Origin of the sequence: Lutimonas sp., assembly GCF_051011215.1 — a bacterium.
Taxonomy (GTDB): domain Bacteria; phylum Bacteroidota; class Bacteroidia; order Flavobacteriales; family Flavobacteriaceae; genus Lutimonas.
This window is the reverse complement of record NZ_JBPCUJ010000067.1, coordinates 1-20,817: the sequence shown is the minus strand read 5'-3', so window position 1 is coordinate 20,817 and position 20,817 is coordinate 1. Positions and strand designations below refer to the sequence as shown.

Annotated in this window: 19 protein-coding genes, 1 other RNA gene and 1 pseudogene; 13 read left to right on the top strand and 8 right to left on the bottom strand. The window is 37.8% G+C overall.

Features of this window, described 5'->3' with window-relative positions; all coding sequences use genetic code 11:
* Positions 1-20: 20 nt before the first annotated feature.
* The 3 genes from ACR2MV_RS06700 to ACR2MV_RS06690 are packed head-to-tail and all read right to left on the bottom strand — an operon-like array spanning position 21 to position 2,399.
* Positions 21-1,106: a chorismate-binding protein gene (locus ACR2MV_RS06700; protein ID WP_434021133.1), complete on the bottom strand. Its 1,086-nt coding sequence runs from the start codon at positions 1,104-1,106 to the stop codon at positions 21-23.
* Complete coding sequence (locus ACR2MV_RS06695; RefSeq protein ID WP_434021132.1) at positions 1,103-1,972, bottom strand: alpha/beta fold hydrolase; 870 nt, start codon at positions 1,970-1,972, stop codon at positions 1,103-1,105. The genes ACR2MV_RS06700 and ACR2MV_RS06695 overlap by 4 nt, the downstream gene beginning before the upstream one ends.
* Positions 1,973-1,982: 10 nt before the next feature.
* Complete coding sequence (locus tag ACR2MV_RS06690) at positions 1,983-2,399, bottom strand: hotdog fold thioesterase (RefSeq protein ID WP_434021131.1); 417 nt, start codon at positions 2,397-2,399, stop codon at positions 1,983-1,985.
* A 91-nt stretch (positions 2,400-2,490) separates the two neighbouring features.
* Between ACR2MV_RS06690 and ACR2MV_RS06685 the strand changes: the two genes are divergently transcribed.
* Positions 2,491-2,994, top strand: a complete 504-nt coding sequence (locus ACR2MV_RS06685; protein ID WP_434021130.1) for an IS1096 element passenger TnpR family protein — start codon at positions 2,491-2,493, stop codon at positions 2,992-2,994.
* A 14-nt stretch (positions 2,995-3,008) separates the two neighbouring features.
* On the opposite strand, the gene ACR2MV_RS06680 is transcribed toward ACR2MV_RS06685, so the two are convergent.
* On the bottom strand, positions 3,009-4,070 hold the full coding sequence (locus tag ACR2MV_RS06680; protein ID WP_434021129.1) for a hypothetical protein: 1,062 nt from the start codon (positions 4,068-4,070) through the stop codon (positions 3,009-3,011).
* Positions 4,071-4,212: 142 nt separating this feature from the next.
* Between ACR2MV_RS06680 and ACR2MV_RS06675 the strand changes: the two genes are divergently transcribed.
* The 4 genes from ACR2MV_RS06675 (at position 4,213) to ACR2MV_RS06660 (ending at position 10,860) form a co-directional block, all read left to right on the top strand.
* On the top strand, positions 4,213-5,112 hold the full coding sequence (locus ACR2MV_RS06675) for an ABC transporter ATP-binding protein (RefSeq protein WP_434021128.1): 900 nt from the start codon (positions 4,213-4,215) through the stop codon (positions 5,110-5,112).
* A gap of 22 nt (positions 5,113-5,134) precedes the next feature.
* The gene (locus tag ACR2MV_RS06670) at positions 5,135-5,971 is read left to right on the top strand and encodes an ABC transporter permease (RefSeq protein ID WP_434021127.1); all 837 of its coding nucleotides are present in this window, start codon (positions 5,135-5,137) and stop codon (positions 5,969-5,971) included.
* 30 nt (positions 5,972-6,001) lie between these two features.
* On the top strand, positions 6,002-7,990 hold the full coding sequence (uvrB, locus tag ACR2MV_RS06665; RefSeq protein WP_434021126.1) for an excinuclease ABC subunit UvrB: 1,989 nt from the start codon (positions 6,002-6,004) through the stop codon (positions 7,988-7,990).
* A 104-nt stretch (positions 7,991-8,094) separates the two neighbouring features.
* On the top strand, positions 8,095-10,860 hold the full coding sequence (locus ACR2MV_RS06660; protein WP_434021125.1) for a T9SS type B sorting domain-containing protein: 2,766 nt from the start codon (positions 8,095-8,097) through the stop codon (positions 10,858-10,860).
* A gap of 39 nt (positions 10,861-10,899) precedes the next feature.
* Here the strand turns inward: ACR2MV_RS06660 and ACR2MV_RS06655 are convergent, their stop codons facing one another.
* On the bottom strand, positions 10,900-11,727 hold the full coding sequence (locus ACR2MV_RS06655) for a dienelactone hydrolase family protein (RefSeq protein ID WP_434021124.1): 828 nt from the start codon (positions 11,725-11,727) through the stop codon (positions 10,900-10,902).
* Between the two features lie 155 nt (positions 11,728-11,882).
* Positions 11,883-12,536, bottom strand: coding sequence for a fructose-6-phosphate aldolase (gene fsa / locus ACR2MV_RS06650; RefSeq protein WP_434021123.1), 654 nt, complete (start codon positions 12,534-12,536; stop codon positions 11,883-11,885).
* A gap of 159 nt (positions 12,537-12,695) precedes the next feature.
* Here fsa and ACR2MV_RS06645 point away from each other — a divergent pair, with 159 nt between their 5' ends.
* The 4 genes from ACR2MV_RS06645 (at position 12,696) to ACR2MV_RS06630 (ending at position 16,023) form a co-directional block, all read left to right on the top strand.
* Positions 12,696-13,847, top strand: a complete 1,152-nt coding sequence (locus tag ACR2MV_RS06645; protein ID WP_434021122.1) for an AAA family ATPase — start codon at positions 12,696-12,698, stop codon at positions 13,845-13,847.
* Positions 13,848-13,852: 5 nt separating this feature from the next.
* Positions 13,853-14,458 carry a carboxymuconolactone decarboxylase family protein gene (locus ACR2MV_RS06640; protein WP_434021121.1) on the top strand — a complete coding sequence of 202 codons (606 nt, stop codon included), beginning with the start codon at positions 13,853-13,855 and terminating at the stop codon, positions 14,456-14,458.
* Between the two features lie 80 nt (positions 14,459-14,538).
* Positions 14,539-15,180 carry a peroxiredoxin gene (locus ACR2MV_RS06635; RefSeq protein WP_434021120.1) on the top strand — a complete coding sequence of 214 codons (642 nt, stop codon included), beginning with the start codon at positions 14,539-14,541 and terminating at the stop codon, positions 15,178-15,180.
* Between the two features lie 153 nt (positions 15,181-15,333).
* Positions 15,334-16,023 carry a nitroreductase family protein gene (locus ACR2MV_RS06630; RefSeq protein WP_434021119.1) on the top strand — a complete coding sequence of 230 codons (690 nt, stop codon included), beginning with the start codon at positions 15,334-15,336 and terminating at the stop codon, positions 16,021-16,023.
* 6 nt (positions 16,024-16,029) lie between these two features.
* On the opposite strand, the gene ACR2MV_RS06625 is transcribed toward ACR2MV_RS06630, so the two are convergent.
* Together ACR2MV_RS06625 and ffs are read right to left on the bottom strand one after the other, a co-directional pair.
* A complete protein-coding gene (locus tag ACR2MV_RS06625; RefSeq protein ID WP_434021118.1) occupies positions 16,030-16,830 on the bottom strand; it encodes an SDR family oxidoreductase in 801 nt (266 codons plus the stop codon).
* Between the two features lie 82 nt (positions 16,831-16,912).
* Positions 16,913-17,011, bottom strand: an RNA gene (gene ffs / locus ACR2MV_RS06620) — signal recognition particle sRNA small type.
* A 125-nt stretch (positions 17,012-17,136) separates the two neighbouring features.
* Here ffs and ACR2MV_RS06615 point away from each other — a divergent pair.
* The 4 genes and pseudogenes from ACR2MV_RS06615 to ACR2MV_RS06600 form a co-directional block, all read left to right on the top strand.
* Positions 17,137-17,661, top strand: a complete 525-nt coding sequence (locus ACR2MV_RS06615; protein WP_434021117.1) for a DUF4199 domain-containing protein — start codon at positions 17,137-17,139, stop codon at positions 17,659-17,661.
* A gap of 23 nt (positions 17,662-17,684) precedes the next feature.
* Entirely contained in the window at positions 17,685-18,650 is a 966-nt protein-coding gene (locus ACR2MV_RS06610) for a glycosyltransferase family 2 protein (RefSeq protein ID WP_434021116.1), read from the top strand.
* Between the two features lie 103 nt (positions 18,651-18,753).
* The gene (locus ACR2MV_RS06605) at positions 18,754-20,478 is read left to right on the top strand and encodes a phospho-sugar mutase (protein WP_434021115.1); all 1,725 of its coding nucleotides are present in this window, start codon (positions 18,754-18,756) and stop codon (positions 20,476-20,478) included.
* A gap of 25 nt (positions 20,479-20,503) precedes the next feature.
* Positions 20,504-20,817 (top strand): annotated as a pseudogene (locus ACR2MV_RS06600) (ABC transporter ATP-binding protein); the annotation flags it as partial.

Here is a 20,817-nt window from a genome sequence, read left to right as displayed (position 1 = left end):
TCGTGATTTTTTTATGCTGTTTAGGATTCAAGTACCGACTTCATAATTAAACTCTTATCTACCGTCTCCTTCCATTCCAATAAAGGATTACTCCCTAAGGTGATTCCTCCACCCACATAAATAATAGCTTGTGGATTGGGTCTTTCGATTAACTGCATACATCGGAGGTTCACAAATAGATTTGATCTGGATTCTTTGCCATCATTCATATTCAATTCGCCTAAAAAACCTGTATAATAGGAACGATCATATCCTTCTTCCCTTAATATAAACTGGCGTACTTCCTTCTTCGGTAAACCACAGATAGCAGCTGTCGGGTGTAACTTTTCTATCAATTCATGCAATGAGGTGTTCACTCCTAATTGTCCTTTGATATCATTACATAAATGCAATAAATCACCTGCTTTTCTCGTGTAGAGATCACTCAACTCAAGAGGCATTCCCTGTAATGATTCGACAATATGATCTGTTACAATACGCTGTTCTTTTATTTCTTTTTCTCCCCAGCTGACATCTACCGATCCAGAATATTTTTGGGTTCCAGCCAAGGACATGGTTTGAAAATTTTTTCCTTCAGTTCTCAATAATAATTCTGGACTCGCCCCAGACCAAATACCTATGGCCGGATGGTACCAAACATACACAAAGGCTGAAGGATATTTTCTCATCAATCTAAGAAACACAGCTGTGACATCAACTTCTTTTATGATATAAGATTCCGATCTGGATAATACTGCTTTTACAAAGCTCCCCTTTCTGATTTCATCAATACCCTTTTGGACAAGTTGCATATGCTGTAACTGATCATCCGGATCTCTTGTTATCTGAGGTTGTTTTTGAAAAATATAAGCATCTGCCAATAGCTCCTTACTAATATCACAATGAAATATTTCAAGGTTATTTTCTTCGAATACTACTGCTTGTTTTGAAGTATCAAAAGGTGCTAATACAAAACCCGAAGACTTAAAATCATCTGAATAATCCAGGCGTTGGTTTTTTTGAATCAAGACCTTCACCTCATCCGATTCCGGTTTTCTATAGATGACAAAAGGAAGTTGCTCGTCCTTTGCTTGTTGAATCTTTTTCAATAGCTTCTCAATACTCATTCTTGTACTGCACTTTTTATCAGTTCATTTTTAATCAGATCAAAATTAGTCCAAATTAATGAATGATCCCCTTCCTCCAAGGGAATTAACGAAAATTTACTACTGCTCAATTTCTTCTTTAAAAACAAAGAGTTTTCAAAAGGCACAATAAAATCCTGTTTGCCATGAATAGACAATACTTTTGAAGGACTAAGATCCCACCTGTTTTCAAAGTGGCCCAACTCTTCTACATGACGGAATTTTTCAATGCTTGCTCCTCTGAACACTTTTGGAATCAAAGGACGCGTAAGCTTCCATTTATAGAGATTCATCGCCCAAAACATGGGTTCAAGATCACCCCTCACCGATGCAGCCAAGGCCATTTTCTTCTTGTAGGCTAATTCTGAAGCCATGACAATGGTACCGCCATAGGAATACCCCACCAAAATAATAGTAGAAGCATTCTCATTCCGAATGATTTGATGTAATAAACTAATTTCATCATCGAGAGAGGGTAATACTTCACCTGTCCGTTCAGGACCGTAGCCTACTCTGTCATAGGTCATCAAGTTCGCTTTGGAATTTAACATAGAATCCTTTAAATACCGTTGAAAATCCATGGAAGAACCCGGGGAACCATGCACAAAGAAAATCGTAGGCAGCAAAGAATCTCTTTTTTCCTGCATACGTACAATTCTTACCTGATATCCTTTAAAATTCACATAGCTTATTCGAGGCTTGTGAGTCTCATCCTCAAATTTCTCATAAATTGCGGCATCTGTAGAGGGTTTGGTAAAATAGTAAAGCAACACAATGAACAGGCCGATTAGAATCAGGAACACCCATCCAATGATTTTAAAAATTTTCCGAACAACATTACGGCGCATACCTGGTTTTTTAACTTTTGGTCAGTATGATGCACGTTAGCTTACAAATAGAAATTAACCGATTCTTTTCATCCTCAATCCTGATTTCCCATAATAAGGTTGTTCTGCCTTTATGAAGCATTTTAGCTGTAGCTTTTACAGTCCCTTCCCGGACACTTCTTACATGATTCGCATTGATCTCCAAGCCCCTGACCTCTTGTTTTTCATGGTCCAGAAAATACAAAGAAGCCGCACTACCAACACTTTCAGCCAAAGCCACGGTGGCACCTCCATGTAAGAGCCCCATCGGTTGATGTACTTTTGAAGTAACAGGCATAGAAGCTACCAGGTAATCCTCTCCAATTTCAGTATAGCGAATATCAAGAGTTTCCATTAAGGTATTCTTGTTGATCGCATTAAGTTTTTCTAAGGAGTTTAGGTTGGACATTGTGATAGGATAATTATTAGATTTTTAACAAGGTAAAAGTAACACTTTTGGATTAAAGTATTATTTTTGCAAAAAATTAGAACTGCTGGTTATGGTATATAAAATTAGAGTGATATTGAACACGGAGGAGGATGTAATAAGGGATATTGCTATTGATGCAACTTCAAGTTTAGAAGATCTGCACAATGCCATCACCAACTCCTTTGGCTTTAGCGGTGAAGAAATGGCCTCATTTTACAGATCAGACGAAACCTGGATGCAGGGAGAGGAACATCCTTTATTTGATATGGGCGATGGGCTTGACGTAAAGATTCAGATGAGCGATCTATCGGTTGATAATGTCATGCCCAATGAAAATGATAAAATGATCTATGTTTATGATTTCTTTAATATGTGGTCATTTTATGTTGAATTGATCGATGCTAATTTTGACCAGGAAAGTATTGAATTACCGAACCTGCTTTTCTCTTTGGGAATTGTGCCAAGTAATGCCCCTGAATTACAATTTGAAACTGAAGATTTATCAGTTGATGATTTTGAAGAGGATCAACATGAAGAATTCGATGACGAATTTGGAGATTTTAGCCATAATTAGCAACCAAAAGGTACTTACCTGATAATATAAGCATTGACACTTTCGTAATTTCTCACCACAAAATTAAAAACTACCAATATAATTTCCCCCATGTTTTTACATTTTTTAAACTCTTTATCATGGGTATAGTCTATCAAATCTCTTTTAAGGGTTTCGATATTTTCAGGTGTTGAAATATGATCGTTTTTCATACATTCCATCAATCTTCTAATTCTATTTCCTGTAGCCTTGAGTCTTTTGGCCAGTGCCGATCTTTCTTCTTTTTTATATTGCTCGACCGATTCTTTTCCTAAATTCTCCTCCACCATTTTTACAAAGTCATAATTATCTTTAAAAAATTGAGGTCGGTATACCTTTAATTTTCCTTCAAAACTTTGCTGATCAAAATCCATCGCTCTTATTCGGTACTGGACTTGGTCAAAATCATAGGTCGGAACGATTACATAATTATAGGCCCGCATATCGCCCAGTAATCTTAAGGTACATCGTTCATTGAACTTAACAAATTCTTTAGAAAGCCTTTGTTTCTCAATTTTAGACATATCAACAAGACTCTCTTCCATAAACATGTCTCCTGGAATTCCCAGCACATGCTCTTCAATCAAGGTGTCTTTATAGATCAGGAAATTCAAGTGGTTAGGTGAAAGTAAATGCTCAAATTCAAGGCCATAAACTCTGGAAGCATCGGCTTTTTTCACATAAATATAGGTGTAATTGTCATTGAGGATGTTTCTGACCTTTACCCTGAATGGTTTAGAATTTCCAAAAGTACAGTAGTCAATTTCATCAATAATAAGGTTTTCTAAAATCCCTTCGCTACCGTCTCCATGCAAAATATTATACATTCGCTTCAGACTCAGGTCGATTTCTTTTTGTTCAAATTCAGGATAATATACCCTGATCCATAAGGTATCTTTTTCATTTTTATCATAGACGGATACCGATCCTGAAAATCGTAAAAGATCATCATAAAAAATTGGAATTTTAATCGTCCTGTTATAGGTACTCAGGTATTTATACAATTCCTCATTGATAGGGAAATTGGGCTTCTTTCTGGAAATTAACTTTTCGTCCATGGCTCTTGTTTTTGATCAAGACTTCTTTGACGAATTTAATAAACTTTAGAGCCAGAACCTAACATTGTGGGCGAAGCTTTTTATTTTTAGTAACAATTATTCACTATACTCGTCTAACTAGTATCAATTCAAAATAATCAACTTGGAAACCATTTTATCACTCAACAAGCTCAATAAAAAATTTGGTCGAATTCACGCTGTAAATGATCTCTCCTTTGATATACAAAAAGGAAATGTCTATGGCATTCTAGGACCGAATGGAAGTGGAAAATCAACCACCCTCGGCATCATTCTGAATGTTGTGAACAGAACTTCGGGTAATTTCAGTTGGTTCGACGGGAAATTATCAACACATCAGGCATTAAAGAAAGTAGGCGCCATTATTGAGCGGCCCAATTTTTACCCGTATATGTCCGCAAGAAAGAACTTGCAGCTGGTATGCAAAATCAAGGGGATATCATATGATAAAATAGATGAGAAATTGAAAGAAGTGAACTTGTTCGAGCGAAGAAACAGCAAGTTCAAAACATTTTCTTTGGGTATGAAACAACGGTTGGCCATTGCCTCAGCCTTATTGAACGATCCTGAAATATTAATACTCGACGAGCCGACAAATGGATTAGATCCTCAGGGTATCCATGAAATCAGAAGCATCATTAAAACTATTGCCGCTAATGGCACTACTATTTTGTTGGCTTCTCACCTGCTTGACGAAGTAGAGAAAGTGTGTTCTCATGTAGTAGTCATCAGAAATGGTATCAAATTATATTCAGGGCGGGTCGACGAAATGACCTCTTCATTCGGAGTGATTGAGGTAAGCACAAAAAGTCCTAGTCTGGAACTTTTTAAGGCGCTCAAAGGATACGAAGGAATTGAAAGCACTACTGAAGAAGATGGCAAAATCTTTCTAAAACTAAATCAGGATGTTTCAAGTGATGATTTGAATCAACATCTGATGAAACATCATATCGTACTTTCACATTTGGTAAAAAAATTACCAACTCTGGAACAACAATTCTTGGATATAACTAACAATCACTGATCAATTAACCTATTTTTTTGTCATGTTCAGACTTCTCAGCATAGAAATACATAAATTAATAAACAGTAAGGCCAGTAAGATCTTAATACTTACCTACTTTGCTTTACTTACATCCATTGCATTAATTGCAACCATTAAATTCGATATAGGTCCCGTGCAGTTTCATCTTGCGGAACAGGGAATTTTTAATTTTCCCTTTATTTGGCACTTTAATACTTTTATTGCCGCCTTTTTCAAGTTTTTCCTATTGTTGGTCATTGTATCTATGATGGCAAATGAATACAGCAATAAGACCTTAAAACAGAACCTGATTGATGGCCTGAGTAAAAAAGAATTTGTCCTTAGCAAATTTTACACCGTACTTCTTTTTGCCTTCATCTCAACCATATTTGTGTTTTTTGTATCCCTGGTATTGGGTTTGATTTATTCCGATTTCAATGAATTTTCCATCATTTTTTCAGATTTAGAATATCTACTGGCATTTTTTGTAAAACTTCTTGGCTTTTTCTCATTTGGACTATTTCTAGGCATGTTGATTAAAAGATCTGCCTTTGCTGTTGGTGCGATGCTTATCTGGTTTTTTGCCGAATTAATCGGATACAATTTGATGAAGTGGAATATTTTCAGAGGCACCGATATTGCAGATTACATTTTTCAATTTGCCCCCTTAAACTCCATGTGGAACCTTATTGACGAGCCTTTTTCCAGGCTGAGTGCTGTTAGAACTATTGCCAATCAGATAGGTGAAGATTTAACATCTGACTATGCGGTTCACTGGTACGAAATAGCTATTGTTCTCGGCTGGACTTTTATTTTTATTTATGGTTCTTATTTTTTATTAAAAATCAGAGACCTCTAATAACATGATGAAATACGCTATTTTTGTATCATGGAATTTCAATTAGAATCTGAATTCAAACCTACAGGAGACCAACCACAAGCCATAAAGGGTCTGGTAAAAGGTGTTGAAGAAAATGACCCTTACCAGGTCTTATTAGGAGTTACCGGGTCCGGAAAAACATTCACGGCAGCAAATGTCATTGAAAAAGTGCAAAAACCTACCCTGGTACTGGCGCATAATAAAACACTTGCAGCCCAGTTGTATTCTGAATTTAAACAGTTCTTTCCAAATAATGCCGTGGAGTATTTTGTTTCATATTATGACTATTACCAACCTGAAGCATTTATTCCAACCACAGGATTATATATTGAGAAGGATCTTTCGATCAATGATGAAATAGAAAGAATGCGTTTAAGCACCACTTCCTCTTTGCTTTCCGGAAGAAGAGATGTTTTGGTAGTAGCTTCTGTATCCTGTTTATATGGAATTGGAAATCCTGTTGAATTTAAGAAAAACGTAATCACGATTGAAGTTGGTGAACAGATTGCAAGAACAAGGTTTTTGCATCAATTAGTCACCAGCCTTTATTCTCGAACGGAAGAAGAAGTTAAAAGCGGAACGTTTAAAGTTAAGGGAGATACAATTACAATATACCCATCCTATGGCGAATATGGCTTCAGGGTACACTTTTTTGGAGATGAAATTGAAGAAATTGAGAGTTTTGACCTGATAAACAACGAAATTATTGAGGAATTTGAACAGCTCAATATTTATCCTGCCAATTTATTCGTCACCTCACCGGATGTGTTACAAAACGCTATTCATCAGATTCAGGAAGATATGATGAAGCAGGTAGCCTTTTTCAATGAGTCAGGCAGAGGACTAGAAGCCAAGAGGTTAAAAGAAAGGACGGAATTTGATCTGGAAATGATTCGAGAATTAGGCTATTGCAGCGGTATTGAAAATTATTCCAGGTATTTGGATGGAAGATCACCGGGAACGAGGCCCTTCTGTTTATTAGATTATTTCCCGAATGACTATCTGATGTTGGTGGATGAAAGCCATGTCACGATTCCTCAGGTTCATGCCATGTACGGAGGTGACAGGTCTCGAAAAGAGAACCTGGTAGAATACGGCTTTAGATTACCGGCCGCCATGGATAACAGGCCCCTTAAATTCGAGGAGTTTGAAGCCATTCAGAACCAGGTGATCTATATCAGTGCAACTCCGGCAGATTATGAATTGCAGAACAGCGAAGGAGTTTATGTTGAACAAGTCATCAGGCCTACCGGACTTCTGGATCCTGAAATAGAAATCAGACCTAGTTTAAATCAGATCGATGACCTGATAGAGGAAATTCAGTTGCGCATTGAAGTGGACGAGCGTATTTTAGTTACCACTTTAACCAAAAGGATGGCTGAGGAACTGACCAAATATTTATCCAGAATTCAGATTCGATGCAGGTATATTCACTCTGATGTGGATACCTTGGAACGAATTGAAATCATGAATGATCTTAGAAAAGGATTGTTTGATGTTTTAATTGGTGTGAATCTATTAAGAGAAGGCCTGGACTTACCAGAAGTTTCACTTGTTGCCATTTTAGATGCTGATAAAGAAGGATTCCTGAGAAGTCACCGTTCCTTGACTCAAACCGTTGGAAGAGCTGCAAGAAATGTAAATGGGAAAGCCATTATGTATGCTGACAAAATTACGAAAAGTATGCAGCTTACCATTGATGAAACAAAACGCAGACGTGAAAAGCAATCCGCTTATAATTCAAAAAACAATATTACACCCAAACAGATCAAGAAAAACATCGACGATTCCTTGTCAAAAAATCAGCTGGCTACCTATCAATATGATGAAGCAAATAATAAAGCCACTGAGCATGAGCTGCAGTATCTGACCAAAACCGAGCTCGAAAAAAGAATCAGAGATACAAGAAAAAATATGGAAACTGCTGCCAAAGCTTTGGATTTTTTAGTAGCCGCTCAATTAAGAGATGAAATAAAAGAACTTCAGAAACATCTTTAAGAGCTTTTTTTAGTGAAAAAGAATTATGCAGTTGGCCTCTATAATGAAGGTATAAAGGAAAAAAAGTGTAACTTGCCCCAGGATTATCAATCTCCTTTTGTGCTTTGAAAAACAAATATTTGTCCATAGTATTCTTCCTGATTTTTTCCATTTCTTATGGACAAAAAGAAACAGCTAATTGGTTTTTTGGTCAATATGCAGGGGTAGATTTCAGCAGTAGAACTCCGGTAGCGCAAAAAGGAAGTCTGAATACCTTGGAAGGTTGTGCAAGTATTTCAACTGATAGAGGAGCGCTGCTATTCTATACAGATGGGAATACCATTTGGGACAAGAATCATGAAATTATGCCGAATGGTACAGGGCTATATGGTCAAAGGTCAAGTACACAGGCAGCCATCATTGTTCCAAAACCTGAGAGCGATAATATCTACTATGTCTTTACAGTGAGTCGGGCCGAATATGTTGATCTCCATGAGGTAAAACAAGGGGTTAATTACAGTATTGTTGACATGAACCTCAATAATGGGAAAGGAGATGTAATCCCTGGTTCTAAGAACCTGCACTTAAAAACCTATAACAAGGATGATGCTGAACAAGACCGCTGGAAGAGTTCAGAAAAAATAGCCGCCACGCTGCATAATGATGGAATCTCTTATTGGATTTTAACTTTCTTTGTAGATACATATTTTGCCTTTAAACTTGGTGTTGACGGACTTGAAGAAAAACCCGTTACCACAAAAGTGTCAGATGGAGTTCCCATTGTTGTCTCTCAATCGTCCACTACATTGGTAAATTTATCTTCTTTGGGCTATTTAAAAATATCACCCAATGGAAAGAAAGTTGCGATTGCCCATAGTTTTACTTCTCGCAGCAGCACCTCAGGACGTGTCTATCTTTATGACTTTGATTCAGAGACGGGTAAAACTTCACCCAGCGGAACACGATTAATTACCGGAACCTATCCATATGGAGTTGAATTCTCTCCTAAATCTAAAAAGTTATATGTCTCTACAAACACCTATGTCATTAATAGAGGTGTCTCCTTATTTCAGGGAAGTAATGTTTATCAGTTCAACCTTGATAACCCCAACATTTTAGGGACAAAGACAGAGATTCACAATTCAACAACTTTATTAGCAGGTGCATTACAGCTGGCCCTTGATGGAAAAATCTACAGGGCAAAAAACAAAGCTGGCACCGATATTGGTGAAGCCAGCCTGGCAGCAATCATGAAACCAGAACTCGACGGGGCAGCCTCCAATTATGTGAATACGGCGGTTGAATTATTTCCGGGAACCTATTCAAATTACGGTCTGCCACCATTTATATCATCCGCATTTATACTCACCTTTGACTACGAATATGCCTGCTTGGGAGATGCAACACATTTCTTTATCACTTCGGAAGACCCTTATGACACCGTCCTGTGGGAATTTGGTGACGGCACTACAAGTACTGAAATTGAGCCCTACCATCAATATGCACAAGCTGGTGAATACGAGGTGATTTTGACGACCACATACAATGGTTTTGAAAACAAACCTTTAAAAAAGAAAGTTGAAATAATTGGGACCATTGATGTTTTATCTACGCCGTATACCTTTGTTGAATGTGATACTGACCTGCATCCGGAAGACGGGATCACTAAATTCAATTTACAGCTGGCAAATGATGCCATCAGTCTGGGAAAAGGATCGGAAGTGGATGTTTTTTATTACAATGATCTGACAACGCTCGAAAATGACAGTTTAAATGTAAAAGCCTTACCATTTCTATATGAAAACAAAGCACCAAACGAAGCTGTTCTGGCAAAAGTCATCCGGTCTGGATCAGATTGTTATAATGTGGCAACCGTTATACTGAGGGCTACAAAAACATTTGAATTTGTCGCTGAGAAAATGATTGGTTGTAATCAAGGAGATGGAACGGCACAATTTGACCTTGCGCATCAATCACCATACATTGTGAGCGATTTAGGATTACCGGAAGGCACTACTGCCTCTTTTCACAGAACCAAAGATCTTGCTTCAATTGGTCATGAACCTTATCCCCTGAATTATAAAGGTGCACCCGGCACTATTTATATTCGCCTTATGAATGATAATATCTGTTCCGGTATTGGAACCATGGAACTGGATATGCCGATTTTACCGAGAATCAATCAGGATGAACTTTTAAAAGTTTGTGCTTCTTCCTTCCCGTATCGCATAAATGCAGGTGTCGATTCTTTTGATCGTGATAATTATTCCTATGACTGGGTAAGTGGTGAACAGTCTTATGAAATTGAGGCCTCGGGCGAAGGTGAATACCACCTCACCATCACCGATAAGGAGACGCTCTGCAGTATTGTGAAAAGTATTACCATTAATACGGTTGACGCGCCTATTGTAAAAAACATTGAATTGGAAGATGATGGCGTTCGGCATCGTGCTACGGTCCTTTTAGATAATGAAGGTGAATTTGAGTATGCCCTTGAAAATCCTTTTGGTCCCTATCAGCGAGAGCCTGAGTTCAACAATCTGGCACCTGGATCCTATTCAATTTTTGTCAGAGACAGAGATAATTGTGAAGTAGTTGAAAAGAAGTTTTTCATATTTGGCTTTCCTAAATTCTTTAGTCCTAACAGTGACGGAGAAGCAGATGTTTGGGAAGTGAAAGGCTTGAACCCTGTGGACTTTGAGTATTCAGATATTCAGATATTTAATCGATTTGGTAAATTACTGGCCTCTATTCCACCGAATGGACATTGGGACGGCACCTACAATGGAAGGGTTTTACCTTCTGATGACTATTGGTTTACAATTACGGTCACAGACCCTGAAGATATTACCACCACGTATATCAAGCATTTCAGTCTGATCAACAATTAAAAAGGCCGCAAACTGCGACCTTTTTATCTATACTTTTCACTACCAAATATCGTTGTACAACCAATCTACTGCTTTGTCCAATTCGTCCTGGTAGTCACAGGGTTCGTTATGTACCAGACCATCCGCTATCACAAAAGTGATATCAGAACCTGCATCTTTAGATTCGTCCACAAAACCTTCTGTAATATCCAGTGGAAACAGCTCATCTTCTGAACCATGAATCACATACAAGGGTACATTGATCTTGTTAATTTCTCCGGCATTGTTTGCTGTATTATAAGAAGTAGCCATCGGAATAGCTGCAGAAATAAGGTCTTGGTAATATTGAGCATAAAACCAGCTTCCATTGCCTCCATCGCTATATCCTGTCATCACAACCTTGTCTTCATCCACGTTAAGATTTGACGTTACCAAATCCATCAAAGCGAGAATCTGAACAATATTTGCCTGCTCATACCATAACATACCGTTGCTATTGGGACTCAAAATGAAAACATCTTTTCCTTCAAAAGCAGGCTCCACCAAACAAGCAGTACTTTGATGTGCTGTAGTCGAACCGCTTTGGGCTGCACCATGCAAACGAACGACTAATGGTCTTTGGTTTGCAGCGGTTGCGCCCTCAGGCACAATCAGTCTGAAATTCCAAAATATTCCTTCTACTAAGGATTCCAATTGTACATCATTGGTTCCAACATTAAAATTCAAGGCATTGAAATCATCGATAACATCTTGAGCTGATCTCGGCAAGGGAGTTGGATCTGGCGGATCCGGAATTGGTCCGTCATCATCCCCTCCTCCACAACTAATGAGAGATAAAAAAAGGATACAAATGAGTAATGGATTCTTAAAAAAACTGTGTATAATCATTCTTGAGAGACGTTAATTTTTATTAAATCTAAAATAAAATAAGCGGAAGCCAAAATTTATCATGTTAAAATAAAAAAGCCACAGCGTACTGTGGCTTACATATTTAAACAATTTATTAGCGTCTATTCGACACTATATCTTCTATAGAAAATTGATTAGTTTCCTTTTTTAAAATCTTCCAGGAATTTCGCCAATCCGATATCAGTAAGAGGGTGTTTCAACAAACCTGAAATGGCACTCAATGGCCCGGTCATCACATCCGCCCCAATTTTTGCACAATCGATGATATGCATGGTATGACGTACGGATGCTGCTAAGATTCCTGTGGTATACCCATAATTATCAAAAATCAATCTGATTTCAGATATTAATCCCAAACCATCAGTCGATACATCATCCAATCTGCCAATAAACGGTGAAACATAGGTAGCGCCTGCTTTGGCTGCCAGTAAAGCCTGACCAGCTGAAAATACCAGCGTCACATTCGTTTTGATTCCTTTATCAGAAAAATATTTACACGCTTTAATACCATCTGCGATCATAGGAAGCTTTACAACAATTTGAGGGTTCAAGGCAGCAAGAGCTTCCCCTTCTTTCACCATTCCTTCAAAATCAGTCGCAATTACTTCAGCACTTACATCTCCTTCCACTTCATTACAGATCGCCTTGTAATGATTTATGATATTCTCGGCTCCGGTAATACCTTCTTTGGCCATTAGAGATGGATTGGTTGTTACTCCATCAAGAATTCCAAGGGCCTGTGCCTCTTTAATTTGGTCTAAATTCGCAGTGTCAATAAAAAATTTCATCCGTTTAATTTTACATTTTTGCAAATATAATTGTTTCACTCATATTAGACAGTGAATCTTAAAGATTAATGATAACTATTCATCATAAATAAAACGAGGCTTCCTTGGTGGTTCTTATTTATTTTTATACCTTTGGGTATAATACCATTAAGTATAAAAATGAATTCTCCTTTTATTTTTGGGACAACTGTTAGCGAAAAATCTTTTACCAATCGTGAAAAAGAAGTTTCAAAGCTGTATAATAACTTATGCCAAGGCATCAATACAACCATTATTTCGCCCAGACGCTGGGGAAAATCTTCCTTAGTCGAAAAAGTCATCCGTGATATTGACATGAACGAGCCCCGCATTAAAACCGTTATTATCGACCTTTTTACCATTGGTTCAGAAGAAGAATTTTACGAGGTGTTTGCCCGGGAAGTCATCAAGGCTTCATCCTCTACATGGCAAGACTGGCTGAGATCCGGGAAGGAATTCTTTAAACAATTGGTGCCAAAATTGAGTATAGGAATAGATCCTGCCAATGATTTTAGCCTGAGCTTTGACTGGACAGAATTGAAAAAACACAGGGACGAAATTTTGAATCTACCTGAAACGATCGGGACTAAAAATAACATCCGTTTTATTATTTGCCTTGACGAATTTCAAAACCTCTCTCATTTCAAAAACTATGAGCTTCTTGAAAAAAGAATGAGAGCCTGCTGGCAGCGACAGAAAAAAGTGAGTTACTGCCTTTACGGGAGCAAGCGACACATGATGGCAGGTATTTTTGACAATGCTTCCAAGCCTTTTTACAGGTTCGGAGACATCATGTTTTTACCAAAAATCCAAACAGAAAAATGGACATCTTTTATTCATAATTCCTTTAAAACAACGGGGAAATCTATTTCTAAGACAAACGCGGAATACCTCGCATTATCAATGAAACAACACTCGTGGTATGTGCAACAGCTCGCTCACTATGTCTGGCAACAAACCAGTAAAAAGGCAGGTAAAAATGAAATCAACATGGCTTTAACTGAACTTCTTGCCGCCAATTCTCCCCTTTATCAAAAAGAAGCAGAAATTATGAGTGTGACCCAGCTAAATTTATTAAAGGCCATCATTCAGGGAGAAACAAAACTCACCGCTGTTAAAACCATGAAAAACTACCGACTTGGTACGCCAAGGAACGTGAGTAAAAATAAAGCCAAGTTTATAAATAATGATATTATTCACAAAGTGAACGATCGATACGAATTACTCGATCCTGCCTTCGAATTATGGTTCAAAGAGCAATTTTTCGATCGCAAGTACTCCCTAAAAACTTAAAACCTATGTTCTGGATAAACCACATCTCATATGAGGAGGCCGATGCCACTCTAAAAAAAATATACAATCGCGTAAAAGGACCTGAGAATAACATTGACAATATTCTCATGGTACACAGTTTAAGGCCGCATACTTTAAAAGGTCATATGGCCCTCTATAAAAATGTTCTACACAATACGAACAACACACTTCCAACCTGGTATTTAGAAGCATTGGGGGTGTATGTCAGTTTTCTTAATCAATGTGATTATTGCGTAGACCATCATTTTGAAGGATTGCAAAAACTTTGGAAGGATGACGAAAAATCAGCTAATTTTTACAAAGCTTTACAAGAAAATTCGCTACAGTCTTTTTTCGAAAAAAAATGGTTCAAGGGATTTGCCTATGCCAATATGTTGACTTTAAATCCAAGAAAACTAAGTCAGAACGACACAAGTCATTTACGAGACATTGGATTTAGCGATGGAGAAATACTCGAGATCAACCAAGTGGTGAGTTATTTCAATTATGCCAACCGCACAGTTCTGGGTCTTGGTGTGAACACAGAAGGAGATTTACTGGGACTTTCTCCTAATAATAGTGATGACCCTGATAACTGGACGCATCAATAATTTTCAGGTACCTTAACATTTCATAGGGAATATATTTTTCAATATTTTGTAACTTCGGAATTCATTTAAAAATAGCTCTTATGGGAACAATTAGACTTGGAGATGTGGCTCCTGATTTTACGGCTAAATCCACAGAAGGTGATATTAATTTTCATGAATGGCTCGGAGAAAGCTGGGGTGTTTTATTCTCTCATCCTGCTGATTACACACCTGTATGCACAACAGAATTAGGCACTGTGGCTAAATATAAATCGGCGTTTGACAAACGTAATGTAAAAGTAGTAGCTTTAAGTGTTGATGGTGTTCAATCTCATCATGACTGGATAAAAGATATCAACGAAACACAGGACACAACTGTCAACTTTCCCATCATCGCGGATGAAGATAGAAAAGTGTCTGAATTATACGATATGATCCACCCGAATGCAAGCGCGAACTTTACAGTAAGATCCGTGTTTGTAATAGGTTCTGATAAAACTATAAAACTCATTATTACCTATCCGGCATCAACCGGTAGAAATTTTGACGAATTACTTCGGGTCATCGATTCACTTCAATTAACAGCTTATGAAAAAGTAGCAACACCTGCAAATTGGCAAAATGGTGATGATTGTGTTATTGTGCCATCGGTTACAAACGAGGAAATTCCTGACTTATTCCCGAAAGGATTTACAGAGGTAAAACCTTATCTCAGGCTAACACCTCAACCAAATTTAAACTAAATCAATGGGCCCATTAACGGGCCCATTTTAGTTTCATATATTTTAACTCAAGGTATTCAATTATTATTCAAAATTTATATATTGCCTCAGTGGTTTACCCTTGATTCATATTTTTCCTGAGTCGATTGCTATTGGTCATTCAAATTAGACATTATGAGTAAAAAAGAAATCAATATTGATGGCTTCCGCCATATCCTGCATGAGCACCGATCTTTTTCCAAAGAAGAAATGATCGAGAAAAGCAACTCATTTTACCAGTGGTTAAATCAACGCAGGTCGATCAGAGAATTCAGTGATCAACATGTACCAAAAGAAGTTATTGAAAATATCATTAAAACTGCGTCAACGGCACCGTCAGGAGCGCATAAACAACCCTGGACATTTTGCGCTGTTTCAAACACTGAACTGAAACATAAAATCAGAATTGCAGCTGAAGCCGAAGAAAAAGAAACCTATGAAAATCGAATGGGCGAGCGATGGAAAAATGACCTCGCTCCCATCGCAACTGATATGTTCAAACCATTTTTAGAAATTGCACCCTGGCTGATCATTGCCTGTAAACGGGCCTATGAAACTAAAGAAGATGGTTCAAAGCACAATAATTATTATGTTAACGAATCGGTGGGTCTGGCGTGTGGCATGCTGATAACGGCCATTCACAATGCAGGTTTAGTTACCCTTACACACACCCCAAGTCCGATGAAATTTCTGACCCAATTATTGAAAAGACCTGAAAACGAACGGGCTTTTTTACTGTTGCCTGTAGGCTATCCTAAACAACCTGTTTTTGTCCCGGATTTAAAGCGCAAAAATTTGGATGAAATTGCGGTATTCTACGAATAAACAATATCACATCTTATAATGATTCATGATCAACTTCTCGTAGAGTCGGTCCGGCAGTATTCTTTTTAAAGCTATAGAGAATTTCTGCATGAACTCCCCCACCTTATAGTGCAATTTGGGGTTCGGAGTTTCTATTACTTTCTTAATTCGCTGGGCCATGAGCAAAGGGTCTTGACCTGAATCCACATGAGCATCCATTAAATCAAGGTTTCTTTGATAAACTTCCGCATAAGGAGAGTCTTTATAAACAGGGGTGTGATAGCGGCCCGAAGCAATATTGGTGGCAAAATCGCCGGGAGCAATATTTACAACCTTAATTCCAAACCTTTTTGTTTCGATGCTCATTGCCTCTGAGGCAATTTCCAACGATCCTTTCGTGGCTGAATAAATACCCCTAAAAGGCAAACCCATATATCCCGCAATAGAAGTAACATTGATAATCAGACCTGATTTTTGACTTCTCATGTGAGGAATCACTGCTTGAGAAACTTCTAAGGTCCCGAAAAAGTTGGTATCAAACACCTTGCGCATTTCTTCAATAGGGGTTTCTTCGATTGCGCCGGTGATACCCATCCCGGCATTATTGATCAAAACATCGATCCTTCCTTCCTTTTTGAGAATATAATTAACGGCCTCTTCAATACTTGAACTATCCAGTACATCCAACTTCACCATTTCAAAATTGATATCCTCTTGCCCTGGCTTTCTACTTGTACCATATACCTTGAAACCCTGCTCACTTAAATAAGTAGCAGTAATGCCTCCAATACCTGAGGACGCTCCAGTAATAAATACAACCTGAGTCATGCTACAAAGATGCTACAAAATAATGAAAAAATTAAATGAATATTAGGTCTTTAAGTTGCAAATGTTTCTGCCAAAAAAGAAAAAATGGCAAGCTACCTGCATCACACCGCTACGACCTAATACCTTTGCTGCGTTCCCGCCCTGGAGGATTCAAAGGGAGCTGGTTGTGCAGGACTTGCCGGTGCAAAAATACTACCCTTTTACAATTAAACAAGCTTTTTTTTGTAACTTTTTTTATTCAGGCATTACTAATATGTGTCAATACATATTATTAATTATATTTGTTCCAACCTAAACCCTAAAACCATGGAAAACCAACCAACTTTATCGAAAAAATCTATCATGCTCAATTATGGAGTAATGATGGGAGTTATCACCATTGTTATAAGTGTACTCAATTATGCTTTTGGCAATACCTATGACCCGCACTGGTCTGTAAATGTTGTGAGCGCCATCGCTGTCATAGTGATTATAGTTCTGGGAATCAAAAAATTAAAAGAAGCGCAAAGCGGTTTTTTAAGCGTAGGCGATAGCATTAAAACCGGACTTGGAATTACGATGATTGGAGCCCTCATAAGCATCGTGTATATGTATATTTTTACGAAATTCATTGAACCGGATTTCATTATGAAAATCGTTGAAATAAACAGAACGAAAACCCTAGAAGCCGCTCCAAATATAACAGATGAGCAGCTTGAAGTGAGTGCGAACATGACACGTGATTATTTTTATGTCTTTACTTTTGGTATGATTATCATTTTTAATTTATTCATTGGATTTCTCACAGGACTTGTTTCTGGATTGGTCATGAAAAATACCGAAGAGGATTAATTTAAAACATTGTAACAAATTTTATGGATATATCCATAGTGATACCTCTGCTTAACGAGGAAGAATCTTTACAAGAATTACACGATTGGATTGCAAGAACCATGCAATCCAATCGTTTTTCATATGAAATAATTTTTATCGATGATGGCAGCAACGATGGTTCATGGAACTTAATCCAGACATTGTCTCAAAAAAATGAATCCGTAAAAGGAATTCGTTTTCAGAGAAATTTTGGAAAGTCCCAAGCATTGAATGCCGCCTTCAAAGAAGCATCCGGAGAGGTAGTGATTACCATGGATGCGGATCTGCAGGATAGCCCGGACGAAATTCCTGAACTTTTTAACTTGATTAAAGAGGAAGATTTTGACTTGGTATCCGGATGGAAAAAGAAGCGTTATGATTCTAAAATCAGAAAAAATTTACCTTCGAAACTTTTCAACGCCGCTGCCAGAAAAACCTCTGGATTAACGCTGCATGATTTTAATTGTGGCCTAAAGGCCTACAAAAATGAAGTTGTTAAAAATGTGGATGTTTATGGCGAAATGCATCGTTACATTCCAGTTCTTGCTAAAAATGCCGGCTATCAGAAGATCGGTGAAAAAGTAGTGATCCATCAGGCCAGAAAATATGGAACGACCAAATTTGGAATGGATCGCTTTATTAATGGCTTCCTCGATTTGATCACCATTAACTTTTTGACCAAATTTGGCAAAAGACCTATGCACCTTTTTGGATTACTGGGAACGATCGTGTTTTTCATCGGCTTCCTGTCATCCGTTTTTATTGGTGTCAGCAAACTAGTCAAATTATATCAACAGAAACCTGCGATATTAATCACTGACAATCCATGGTTTTATATCGCGCTTACCTGTATGATTTTAGGTTCACAATTATTTTTAGCCGGATTTTTGGGTGAATTGATATTGAGATCTAAAAGAAAACCGAAGCGTTATGAGGTAAGCGACAAATTAAATTTACCTAAAGACTAAAAATTATTATTGGCTGTGAGCAACCGCCTTAAATTCAGAGCAATATACAGCTCAAATTTTCACCCTAAAAAGTTTATCTTTGTACCCTTAAATATCAATCCATATGAATACCAGCGAAATAATCAACAAAGCCAAACATTGGATCAAAACTCCTTTTGATGCAGCAACTCAAAACGAAATACAAGAATTACTGAATTCCAACTCAAAAGATCTTGAAGATAGATTTTACAAAGACCTTGAATTTGGAACCGGTGGTATGAGAGGAATTATGGGCGCGGGTACCAATCGTATCAACAAATACACCTTAGGAAAAAATACACAGGGACTTTCTAATTATTTGCTGAGTGCTTTTGCGGATAAACAACCAAAAGTGGCCATTGCATACGATTGCAGACATAACAGTAAGACGTTTGCACAATCTGTGGCAAATGTATTTTCCGCCAATGGAATAATTGTCTATTTGTTCGAAGATCTTCGAGCCACACCTGAATTGTCCTATGCAGTAAGAGAACTTGGTTGTGACGCAGGAATTGTTTTAACCGCATCTCACAACCCCCCTGAATACAATGGATACAAGGTGTACTTTAATGATGGTGGGCAGATCATACCTCCACAAGACGGTGCGATAGTTGATGAAATTAACAAGGTTCAATTTGAAGACATCAAGTTTGAGGCCAATGAAGAGTTGATTCATGTTATTGGCGAAGAAGTGGACAAAAAATTCGCTGTTGAAGCTGTAGCAAATTCCACTTCTAAAAATACAGAAAACAGAGACCAGTTAAAAATTGTCTTTACATCCTTACATGGAACTTCCATTACGATGGTTCCCAGAGCATTGGAATTGGCAGGATTTACAGATGTGCATATCGTTGAAGAACAAAGAGAACCAAATGGTGATTTCCCGACAGTAGCCTCTCCGAACCCGGAAGAACCTGCCGCTTTAAAAATGGCAACTGATTTAGCAGATAAAATAGGTGCTGACATAGTGATCGGAACCGATCCGGACTGTGATCGTTTAGGAATTGCAGTACGAAATTTAGAAAACAAACTGGTTCTTTTAAACGGAAACCAGACCTTTGCTGTTTTGGTAGACGCATTGCTTCAAAAATGGGAACAGGAAGGAAGAATCAACGGAAAACAATTTGTAGGTTCTACCATAGTTTCTACCCCCATGATTAACGTATTGGCCAGCAGTTATGGTGTAGCCACCAAGGTTGGCTTAACTGGCTTTAAGTGGATCGCTAAAATGATCAGAGAAGCTGAAGGAACAGAAGAATTTATCGGCGGTGGTGAAGAGAGCTTTGGTTTTATGGTAGGTGACTTTGTCAGGGATAAAGATGCCGTATCTAGTACTCTACTTGCCTGCGAAATTGCAGCTATAGCCAAAAACAATGGAAGCTCAATTTATGAGGACCTCTTGAAACTATACGAAAAACATGGTTTTTATAAGGAACATTTAATTTCTGTGGTAAAAAAAGGTGTGGAAGGAGCACAGGAAATTCAACAAATGATGATCGACATGAGAAATAACCCTATCACAGAAATTCACGGTGAAAAGGTGAAATATTTGTTTGATTATGAAACTTCAGTGCGTAAAGACCTGATCACAGGTGAAGAAACAACCATTGATTTACCAAAATCGAATGTGTTGATATATCAAACTACTGAAGGAACAAGAATGGCTGCAAGACCTAGTGGCACAGAGCCTAAAATCAAATTCTATTTTAGCGTACATACAGAACTAGATGCTGTGGCAAATGCAAAAGAAGTGGAAGCAGGATTAGACCAAAAAATTCAAAGCATCATTAAAGAATTCAATCTTAACTAAACAGCGGTAGGGCAAGAAAAAATTGATGAAATATTTCAAGCAAATTATGATGTATGCCAGGCCTTATAAAGGCTACGGCATTTTAAACATCATCAGCAATATTTTTTACGCCTTGTTCGGAACCCTGGCTTTTGTCTCTTTGATGCCTATGCTCAAGGTGCTATTCAAAAGTTCAGAACCCCTTCAAACAGCTCCTACATATAAGGGTATTGTTGAACTTGGAGATTATATTGAGAATTATATCAATTATTTTATCACCCAAAAAGTCAATACTGAAGGAGAACTCAAGGCCTTGATGTTTATGATTTTTATTGTCATTGCTACTTTTTTACTCAAAAA